The 9,716-nt window shown below is 64.9% G+C and carries 7 protein-coding genes; 3 read left to right on the forward strand and 4 right to left on the reverse strand.

Translation table 11 applies throughout. From position 1 onward, the window contains the following. Position 1: 1 nt before the first annotated feature. The gene (locus ACWCQK_RS26800) at positions 2–535 is read left to right on the forward strand and encodes a hypothetical protein (RefSeq protein WP_451159063.1); all 534 of its coding nucleotides are present in this window, start codon (positions 2–4) and stop codon (positions 533–535) included. A 652-nt stretch (positions 536–1,187) separates the two neighbouring features. Then, positions 1,188–1,655 (forward strand): MSMEG_6728 family protein, encoded by a 468-nt coding sequence (locus ACWCQK_RS26805; RefSeq protein WP_451159065.1) that lies wholly within the window; start codon positions 1,188–1,190, stop codon positions 1,653–1,655. Between the two features lie 208 nt (positions 1,656–1,863). On the opposite strand, the gene ACWCQK_RS26810 is transcribed toward ACWCQK_RS26805, so the two are convergent. Next, positions 1,864–3,540 carry an AMP-binding protein gene (locus ACWCQK_RS26810; protein WP_451159067.1) on the reverse strand — a complete coding sequence of 559 codons (1,677 nt, stop codon included), beginning with the start codon at positions 3,538–3,540 and terminating at the stop codon, positions 1,864–1,866. Between the two features lie 199 nt (positions 3,541–3,739). Continuing rightward, positions 3,740–5,329: an HAL/PAL/TAL family ammonia-lyase gene (locus ACWCQK_RS26815; protein ID WP_451159069.1), complete on the reverse strand. Its 1,590-nt coding sequence runs from the start codon at positions 5,327–5,329 to the stop codon at positions 3,740–3,742. Positions 5,330–5,662: 333 nt separating this feature from the next. Between ACWCQK_RS26815 and ACWCQK_RS26820 the strand changes: the two genes are divergently transcribed. Next, positions 5,663–6,766: an ArsR/SmtB family transcription factor gene (locus ACWCQK_RS26820; protein WP_451159071.1), complete on the forward strand. Its 1,104-nt coding sequence runs from the start codon at positions 5,663–5,665 to the stop codon at positions 6,764–6,766. Between the two features lie 24 nt (positions 6,767–6,790). Here the strand turns inward: ACWCQK_RS26820 and ACWCQK_RS26825 are convergent, their stop codons facing one another. Together ACWCQK_RS26825 and ACWCQK_RS26830 are read right to left on the reverse strand one after the other, a co-directional pair. Next, positions 6,791–8,101, reverse strand: a complete 1,311-nt coding sequence (locus ACWCQK_RS26825) for an MFS transporter (protein ID WP_451159073.1) — start codon at positions 8,099–8,101, stop codon at positions 6,791–6,793. Positions 8,102–8,204: 103 nt separating this feature from the next. Then, positions 8,205–9,716, reverse strand: a 1,512-nt coding sequence (locus ACWCQK_RS26830; RefSeq protein ID WP_451159075.1) for a thioesterase domain-containing protein, incomplete at its 5' end; no start/stop codon positions are given.

Genomic DNA, 9,716 nt, shown 5'->3' on the forward strand with positions numbered 1-9,716 from the left:
GATGACCGCCGACGTCGCCGGATTTGTCGCGGGCGATCACACGGCTGATCACGTCCCGCCAACCGGCGGCCCCGTGCACGACACCGACCTCGGCTCCTCGTCCTGGGGCGCCGTCAGGCAGCATGGGACGGTGGACTTCGATCAGCCGTTGCCTCGCGAGGTGAAAGTCATCGATTCGGCCTCGCTGTTCAGGCTGGAGGAGCGGGCATGGCACCTCGGTCTGAGCCAGAGGTTGGACCCAGCGTGGGTGCGAGCGACTGCGGCGGCTGATGGCATCCACTACCTGCGGCCGGCCCTGTGGCACAGCCTGTCCCACCGCCCGGACGTTCCGCGTCATCTGCGGTGCGAACTGTTGATCACTCTGCGTGTGGGAGACCGCGCGCTGAGCTTGCTGGACGTACTTCCCGACGACTTCACTCCGCTGTCGAGAGTGACCTCACGCGAAGAAGGCATACAGGTCCGTCAGCTCCTCGATCGTGCTCCGTCGGTCAGGGAATGGCTCCTACGGGAGGGCGAGGGCTCGGGCACGCTGTGACAGGCGTCGCCAACAGCTGGGCGCGCAGCCGATGGTGAGGAAGGGCTTCGTGAATGTCATCGCGGATCTCCCAGCGGATCCGCAGGCAACGGAACCAGTGCAGGTGGGCGGTTGGGTCGGCCGCGCGGTGAGGTGCCCGCCGTGGCAGGTCCTGTTCCCCTGCCTCCCGCCGAACCGGACGTGACGGTTTCCCAGTCATCAGGATCTCCAGTGACTATTGCGTGGAGTGGGTGGCTGAGCGTCTCGTCGCGTGGCGGGCGGGCGCCGGTCCGGACTCCGCCCGCCCCGTGGCTCTCTGCTTGCTCCGAGCCCTCAGCACCGGCCTGCTGATCGGGCCGGTCACCGGGCATCGGCTTCGACGCCGCCGTCCCGCCGTTACCAGGAGTTTGCGGCCTGCTGTCCGCTGATGGCGTTCTCGCTTCCTGGCGTATCGGTGGTGACGTGAAACGCAGATACCCCTGCAGACGATGCTGGCGATCTCTCGCACGCTTCGAAAGGTACGAGCGGGTCTGAGCACGGTTTCGGAGCGCGGCCGGAGCCGCCGACGGGTGACGGTCGTCAGCGGTGGCGCCATCCGGACGGGGGACACAGCAGGGCGCGTGAGGACGGACGCGAATGTCTGAGGACGGACCGGCCGCGGTAGGCATCCCGTGTGCAGACCTTTCTCCCCTTCCCCGACTTCATGCAGTCCGCCGCGGTCCTGGACCAGGCGCGGCTGGGCAAGCAGCGGGTCGAGGCCCTCCAAGTGCTCAGAGGCCTGACCGTGCCCGGTTACGGATGGCGGAACCATCCTGCGGTACTCATGTGGATCGGCTACGAGGAGGCTCTGGTCCGCTACGGCCTGGACGTGTGCGGCATGTGGACAGCGGAGGAGCGCGCCGACACCTGCGCCGCCACGCTCGCCACCGAGTTCGGCCGATACCGCCCCGGCTCCGCCGCGCGGACGCAGGAACGCCTCGCCGAGGACGGCGAGCTGCCGCCCTGGCTGGGAGAGCCCGCCTTCCACCGCAGCCACCAGTCGGCGTTGGTGCGCAAGGCGCCAGAGTTCTACACACCGTTCTTCCCGGACGTCCCCGACGATCTCCCGTACATATGGCCGACGTCCGACCGGGCCTCGTAGAACACGGCCGGGCGAAGACCCTCAGCGGAACACGGCCCAGGGGCCGCTCGCGCACTCGGTCAGTAGCGAGGCTCCGTCAGCGGCAAGTGCTGCTCTCGTTGCTCTTCATGCGGCGTCATGTTGGTGGGTTCCGTCTGGATGTGACAGGTGGCGGGGCGGGCGGTCACACCCGTGGTCACTCGCCCGCGCCACCCCTTCTCACCAGGCGTCACACCACTATTTGGTCCACCATGTGGCCGTCCTTCACCTGAGAGCGGAGGAGGTCTTTACGGACCTTTCCGGTGGCGTTGCGCGGCAGCTCTGTCACCAGTTCGAGCCGGCGGGGCTGGTACCACTCCGTCATGCCGCGGGCGGTCAGGAACTCCCGTAGTCCGGCCAGTGTGGGTGTGGCCGCACCGGGAACGACGACCGCGCAGGCGAGTTCGTTGCCCGTGTCGTCCAAGTAGCCGACCAGGGCGACATCATGGACGTCAGGGTGGGCGAGCAGTTCCGTCTCGACGTCGTTGATCGGGATCATGAAGGAGCCGCCGATACGGTCCGCGGTCCGGCCGATGATGCGCAGGCCCCCTCGACCGTCGGGAATCGCCAGGTCACCGGTGTCGTACCAGCCGTCGTCCACGTGGGCCATGACCCGCAGCCGGCCGCTGTCCCGGCCGAAAGTCGCCAGGCACACACCGCCGCCACGGACGAAGAGGCGGGCCGGCTGCTCGGCGGTGGGCGGGGTGTCGGTGTCGGACCGGAAGTCGAGTTCCAGTCCTGCTCCTGGCCTGCCGTCGCTCTGCGAGCCCCACAGCGGCGGATCGTCGCGGCGGGTCCAGGTGTGGCCGGGGACCTCGGTCATTCCCCAGAGGGTGCGCAGCGGCACGCCCCAGGTCTGCGGGACGGAGGCGACCAACTGGCCGGGAACCGTGGTGGCGCCGCTGAGCACCATGCGCGGCGAGAGGGCGGGCCGGGGTTCCACCTGGGCAGCCGTGACGAGCGCGGTGACGAAGGGCGGTGCACCCGCCAGGACGGTGGTCTCGCTCTCGGTGATGATGTCCAGTGCGCCCTTGGGATCCCAGACGTCGGACAGCACGGAGGCGCCACCGACCAGCAACGGGATCATGATGTTGTACATCAGCCCGAAGATGTGGGTCAGTGCCTGTGTGGTGAAGAACCGGTCTCGGGTGTCCAGCCCCTCCGCTTGGGCTATCGCCGAGCTCCCGGCGTAGAGCGTGTTGAAGGTGTGCAGCACCCCCTTGGGCTCGCCGGAGGTTCCTGAGGTGAACAGGACCAGGGCCACCCGGTCAGGGTCCTCGGCGGGCAGCGCGCTCGGGAGCGTCCGGGGCTGTCCCTCCCGGGGTGTCTCCTCGAAGTGGCGGCGGAAGTTCACCACGTCCTCGGAGGTGTCGCCCCCGGTGATGACCACCCGGTGCCGCAGCTTGGGCAGGCGGGGCGCCATCTCGGCCACGGCGTCCGCGTACCGCACGTCAGCCCACTGGTCGACCGTGACGCACACGTCGGCGTCCAGTCGCGACAGGATGCGTTCCAGCTCGCGTGGGCCGATGGACATCATGACGGGTGCGACGACTGCCCCGACTCGTGCGCAGGCCAGCAGCAGCGCGCTGACCTCCCACCAGTTGGGCAGCTGCATCGCGACGACGTGCCCCGGCCCGACGTTGAGCTCGTGCAGCGCCGCGGCGAACCGCTCGACGTAGTCGCCGAGCTCCCGGTACGTAAGGCGGCGCACGTCCGTTCCGGCTCGGTAGGCGATCACCGCGACGGCTTCCGGTCTTTCGTCCCGCCACTTCTCCAGATCGGCCAGCGGGCCCTCGCTCCGCCAGACGCCCGCGGCGCGATATTTCTGTACCGCGTCCTCGTCTGGCCTCAGCTCGGACAAGATCATCTGTGTACTCTCCCTCTCGCCGCCCCGCCCACCGGCGATCTATTTCGATTTCTCGGCCGGTGGATTCCGGGCCGGGCTTGGTGAACCTTCTCTTCCGCTCTGCGGAACTTGACAAGGCGCGCCGCTGTCACGTCACGGTCGCCGGCCTGTCGGACGCGGCCCGGCAACCGGCCTCTACGAGGGACGCTGCTCGTCGCGGTCAGTCGGCCATGACCGCGCGGCGCAGCGAGCCGTCCGTGAGCAGCTTGGCGATCTGCTGGAACTCTCCGTCCAGGGGGCGGTCCTCTTGGACGAAGGGGACGGTGCCGCGCAGGAAGGCGTGGGCACGGGCGGTAAGGGGGCCGAGTCCGTCCGCGCCGATGATGTCCGCGGCCTGGCAGAGTGCCACCAGGTGGATCGCGGTGACCTCGCTGATCAGGTGAACGGCGGTCCTGGCGTGCCGGGCGGCGATGGTGCCCATGCTGACCTTGTCCTGGTTGTGCGCCTCGGTCGACCGGGAGAAGGAGCTGACCGGCATGGTCAGGTGGAGTGCTTCGGCGGTCAGAGCGGAGGAGGCGATCTGCGCGCCCTTGAAGCCATGGTGCAGTCCGGCTGCCGGATGGGTGGCCTCGACCGGGGCGATGAGGTTCGCCGGAAGTCCCAGGTTGAACTTCGGGTCCACCAGCAGCTGCACTTGTCGGTCCAGGAGGTCACCCACGCTGGCGATGGTGGCGGCGAGCGCACCGGCGGCCTGGGCGACATGGCCGCCGTAGAAGTTGCCGCTGTTGTGGACGCTGAAGGACTCCGCGTCGAAGAGCGGGTTGTCGTTGGAGGAGTTGATCTCGTTGGTGATCCACTGCTCGGTCCACTGAAGGGTGTCGCGCAGCACACCGATCACGTGGGGGGCGCAACGGATGGAGTACGGGTCCTGGATACCGCGTTCGAGTTCCAGGTACGTGGAACCCTCACTGATGCCGTCTCCCCGGAGGTCGGCGTCCGTGCCGATCAGGGCGGACCCTTCGAGGATCCGCCGGATGTTCTCGGCGCTGGTCATCTGGCCCGGATGCGGCTTGTTCAGGTGCGGGAACGCGGTGAACTGGTCCCTGCTGCTCCTGCGCACCTCGGCGGCCAGCGCCGTGCACAGTTCGGCGCACCAGGCCAGTTCGCGTGCCTCGGTGAACGCCAGTGTCAGATAGGCGGACATAAACGAAGTGCCGTTGACCAGGGCGAGGCCCTCCTTGGCCTGCAGTTCCACCGGCTGCAGACCGGCCGCGCGCAGGGCGTCGACGGCCGGCATCCGCTCACCCCGGTAGGTGACGGTGCCTTCGCCGGTGAGTGACGCCGCCAGGTAGCTCAGCGGGGCCAGGTCGCCGCTGGCACCCACCGAGCCGCGCTCCGGGATCTGCGGCAGGATGCCGTGGTGCAGCATGTCCAGGATGAGACGGACAGGCTCCTGCCGGATGGCGGAGTGTCCTCGGGCGGCACTGTTGGCGCGGATCAGCATGGTCGCGCGAATGACCTCGTCAGGTGCCACCGGGCCGGTGCCCACACGCAGGAACCGCAGCAGGTTGCGCTGCAGAGCCACGGTCTTCTCGGGACTGATCTGCCGGCTGCTGCTGTCACCGAAGCCCGTCGTGACGCCGTAGATGGGTATCCCTGACGCAATGAGGTCGTCCTTCACCTGAAGGGATTTCTTCATGCGCAGGACCGCGTCTTCCGCCAGGCCCAGCCTCGCTCCCTCCCCCATGGCGGAAACCCGGTAGACCTCGTCCACGCCCAGATTGTGACCGTCGAGGTGGAGTTCAGACATGTCGACCGGATAGGGGTTGTGCATCACGTTTTCCTTCACTGTGCAAGAAATAGGTATTACGGGGGACGGCAGGCACGACGGGAGTATGAGAGCGGGCCTCGCGGCAGGACGGGACAGGTCGCCACAGCTGAGGCTTGTCCGTCGTCGGCGGTCGGCACGGCCCACCAACACTCAGACCGGTTGACTGGAGTGCCACGTACTGCTGAGGGACACCGCCAACGGCCTTTACGTGAAGGCGATTCCAAGGGAAGCCACTCGGAAACTCCTATTCGGTCGGCATGAATACGCCCCATGCCGTCCACCGGAATCGACGAGCCTCCATGACACCTCGCTGTGCCATACACGCAGGCCGCCGGATCCAGCTTCTCCTTGGCTCGCTACGATCGCGATCTGATTCGGGCTGACCCGAAGAACGACATTCCGAAAGGATCCACCCAGACCGCCATGGCCTACCGCATACACTTCACGGTTCAGGATCTGGCCCGGACACGTGTAGCCGAGGCGCCGATGCCGCTGCACGAGTTGGAACTCGCGGCGCGCGCCCTGCAGAGCCGCAGTCAGCCGACTCGTCTCGACGCCTGGCGAAATCGTGCTCGCACACAGCTCTCGCCCCAGGCCCGCATGGCCTTGGCCCTGATGCCGTCCGTGGGATCCTCACCCAACTTCCTCAGTCCCACGAAAGCGGGCACCATCGAGCAACTGCTGGAGCAGATACGCGCCACACCTCGCGCGCTTGTCAAGGCAGATGTAATCGAAGCAGCACTGCATCACCCTTCTCTTCCCACGTGGGCACACCAGTTGTCGGAAGATCCGTCCTTGTTCGCCGAACTCTGCACGGGACTCGGCCATCTCCACGCATGCCTACTGGCCCCGAATTGGGGTCAATTGACCGAACACCTGGCGGCCGACCAGACCCTGCGCCTACAGCACATACTCACCGGCGGCGTCGATCAACTACTGACCCAGGCAAACCCGCGATGGATGCGATGGAATCCGCCGGTCCTGGAAATCCGAATGGCGAACGGAGCCGAGCGTGACCTCTACCTGGAAGGGCAGGGCCTTCTCCTCATTCCGTCGATGTTCGGCACGCGCGCCGTCGTCACCGAAAGCCAGCCCGTGTCCGTGAGCTATCCCGCCTACCAGGACCCTCATGAACTCGCCCCCGTTGTTTCCGCGCCCGGCCAAAAGCGCTCCCCCGGTGTGGCGACGCTGCTAGGGCGGACGCGCACCGCGGTGCTGGCCACCATTGCGGAACACCAGGGCTGCTCCACCAAGGAATTGGCCGCACTCTCAGGTGTCGCGTCCGCGAGCGCGAGCGAACACGCAACCATCCTCCGCGAAGCCGGACTGATCCGTTCCCTCCGCCACCGAAACTCCGTACGTCACAGCCTCACCGCCCTCGGCCTGGCACTCCTCAACACACCAGGGTCTCACTGAGACCCCAGGGAGCAATCGTCCGCATCAAGATCTGTTTCGAGCAAGCTTGCGCTGCTGATCAGTCGCTGATGAATTATTCGGCATCGAATTCACATTCCCTATCACAGAAGTGGCGACCAAGGTGACTCCGAGGAAGCATAGAAGAATTCCGGAGCCACCTTCCGTTCCGCTTCCAAAAATGCTGCGCAGAACGCGGGACGCTGGCGTCCGGGCCGTTAGCAGCGGAGTACATACGTATGTGGCGATTGGGCCGACAGTGACCAGGCCGGCCACCGTGCCTGCCTGTACCGTCATTCGCCGCAGCGAGAAGACCCTGCCTTCCAAACCGGGTTCTATAGCCTCGTGCCAGACGCTCTGAGAACAAGCGATGACTACGGGAAAACCAAAAGAAAACACAAACGAAGAGCCGATAAGGACGACTGATTGGGAGATCATGCTGGCAACGACAACGGCCACTCCGCTCAGAACAGCTGCCGCGGTGATCCACAACTGCGGACGTTTCGGACCGCCCCAAATGGACATGACGAGGCTACCTGCCGCGAGCCCGACACCCCCAGCGGTACTCACCGCGGCAACTGCCACATTATGCTGGCTCGGTGGAACGCTGGCCACTATAAGCGGCAGCAGCAGAACGCTTGCTGCTGCTTGTACGGCATACATGACGGTAGCGATCCGCAGTAGACGAACCAAGCGGTGGTCGCCGCTGATTGCCCGCCACCCGATAAGAAGTTCTGACCTCCACGACTTCTTTTCCTTGAAGTCTGAGGCCGTTTCGGTGAGCTCAGCAATTTTCACCATGGCTAGACTGAGAATTCCAACTGCTCCGGCAAAAATATCAGCGAAGAGAACCTGAGTGAGTCCACCGGTATTGAGCAGTGACGTGGAAATTGCCGGGCCAAGTATTTGTGTGACCGCGAAGCCTGTCTGTGTCATACCTCCGGCGCGGCCACGATGCTGCGGTGGGACCATTGCTCTGACACTCGCGGCGAAGGCCGGCCATTGAAAGGCACCGCAAATCGATTTCACGATCACAACTGCATAAATCTGCCATACAGCGAGATGGCCCGAGCTCTGGCTGATTACCAGAGCGACAACCCCAGCCAGTGCCGCCGTGTCCGCCAAGAGCAGGATCGTCTTGCGTCGAAACCTGTCCACAAGGACACCTGCCGCTGGACCTGCTATTAGTCCAGGCACAAAACCAAGGAAGAGACCGGTCGAGAACTGCGTGATGGAATGCGTTTGCTGATATACCCACAGAGTAAGCGCAAAGCTACTGACTCTTGAGCCGAGGACAGTGAGCACGCGTCCGACCCATACCAGCAAAAAGTATTTCATCGTGATTCTCCGAGCCAGAAAGACGTGTGGCGGATGCAGCTTCGCCTGGACGGGCCGCCACACAGATCGGCGACCCGTCGAGAACTTTTACGGCCTTCAATTCCTACTTGGCCAATTGCTCGGCGAGCACAGGACCGATCTGGGCCAATGGACGGAGATCACACATTCCTGCATGGTCTGAATCGACCGGCACGACACGCAACTCTCCGTCGAAGAATTCCCGCCACACGTGCGAGACGTCTTCGCGAGAACCGCGTCCAGCGCGTAGAGCCATGAAGTGGAGGCCAGGACCCCGATAGAGGCCGAGTGCCACTTCCCTCCGAAACCTGGAATTGGTACGCACATTTCGCAAGTAGGCCGACATGTCAGACTCCTGGATGTCCCAAGAGCCACCGAGATGTCTCAGCACGACATGGTGGGCCTCAGCTGCCGTAATCGTGCTCGTATCCACGTCCGGCTTGATCCCCAAACCATCCAGGAGCTCCATCAGAAGCATGGAGTCATCGAGCTCTTGACTCGGTGCTGTTTCAGCCTGGACAGGGTAGGAATCCAGCAGAGCGAGAAAGTCGACTTCCGCACCTTGTCGCTGCAACTCCACCGCTACCGCGTGGGCGATGTTTCCTCCGACAGAATAACCGAGCAAGCGGTACGGTCCGTTGACCTGAACTGACCTGATGTGGTCGACATACCAGCCGACCAGATCTTCCGGCCCGGGATCGGCAACTTCCTCTCCACGCATGGGAGCTTGAAGTCCGTACAGCGGCTGCTCAGTGCCGAGATGCCTGAGAAGACCGGAGTAGGTCCAGCTCAGCCCACTGACCGGAGGCAAGCAAAAGAGCGGCGGCTGAGTTCCAGTGGTGCGGAACGGCAGAATCGGCTCGAATGGCTTGCTGCTGATTGGGTGGCTAAGCAGCTCCGCGAGATCGGCCACCGTTGGCCGCTGCATGAAGTTGATCAGCGATACATCAATTCCTGCAGCCGATCGAATCTTACTGATCAGCCGGACCGCTAGCAGTGAATGTCCACCCAGATCGAAGAAGTTGTCATCCAACTCGACCTCGTCAATGCCCAGCACCTCAGCGAATGCTGCACACAGGAAACGCTCCTCGGGCGTGACCGGACCACGTCCTGCACGGGGGGCTGCGTAGTCGGGTGCGGGCAGCGCCCTACGGTCGACCTTGCCGTTCACCGTCAACGGCAGGGCATCGAGGGTGATGATGGCTGACGGGACCATGTATTCCGGCAGGTGTGTGTGCAGGGCGGCCCGGATGCCGGCGGCATCGAGTGCGGGTGCGGGCAGTTCGGGGCTGCCGGCTGCCGAAGTCACGTAGCCGACGATCCGCTTGTCTCCGGGAGTGTCCTCGCGGACGATCACGGCAGCCTGCGCGATGCCCGGCTGCGCCAGGAGTACGGTCTCGATCTCGCCGAGTTCGATGCGGAAGCCGCGGACCTTGACCTGATCATCCGTGCGGCCCAGATACTCGAGTTCCCCGCCGGCATTCCACTTCACCAGGTCACCCGTGCGATACATCCGCTCACCCGCACCACCGAAGGGGTTCGCCACGAACCGCTCCGCCGACAACCCCGCACGCCCCACATACCCACGGGCCAGACC

The organism is Streptomyces sp. NPDC002306, assembly GCF_053593435.1.